At 43.4% G+C, this 685-nt stretch carries 1 pseudogene; it reads left to right on the top strand.

Annotation, left to right across the window (positions count from 1 at the left end):
* Positions 1-685: pseudogene (locus ACWQ4X_RS19755) on the top strand (phage tail protein); the annotation flags it as partial.

Genomic DNA, 685 nt, shown 5'->3' with positions numbered 1-685 from the left:
TGTGACTACAGCGAAAATTGATAATTTAGCGGTGACTGAAGGGAAAATTGCGAATCTTGCAGTGGATACATTGAAGATCAAAGACAATGCGGTGACGGTGCCTGTTTCAGCTTTTGCAGAAGCTGCAACGACAGTAGGAACGGAATACACCACCATTCAAACTTTGGCTGTCCCAACCGATATGGGGCATACCATTTTGACCTTTGGTGCTGTATTCAGCTTTACATCCTATACGTCACAGCAGCGGTTGCTGTGTCGGGTATTGAAAAATGGCAATGTGGTTTTTGAGGATTTGGAGGTGCATTTTGTTGATTATGCTTCAGTGGGTGTAACTTCTGATAACAGTGGTTCACACGGACATAGTATTAATGTGAACGTATCCGGATCAATGGGAAGCGCAGGCAATCACAATCATTCCTTTAGTGGATCAACGAGCAATACTTCGATTAGTGGTGTGACAGGTTCTCATAGTCACAATTACAGTGGAAATACGGGTTCGGATGGATCACATACACATAGTTTGAGCTTGAATGGTAGTGCATCAATGGGACTTGACGGTATTCATAGTCATAACGTTTCGATTCGTGGGAGTGCACGTAGCGCAGGAACATTGAACATTTCAAGACATGATTCAACAGGTATAGCAGGAACATTCCAACTTCAACTTAAATCAGGTTCTGGTGGG

This window comes from Acinetobacter sp. NigerLNRRAM0016 (assembly GCF_054112845.1).
This window is presented reverse-complemented; position numbering and strand designations above follow the sequence as displayed.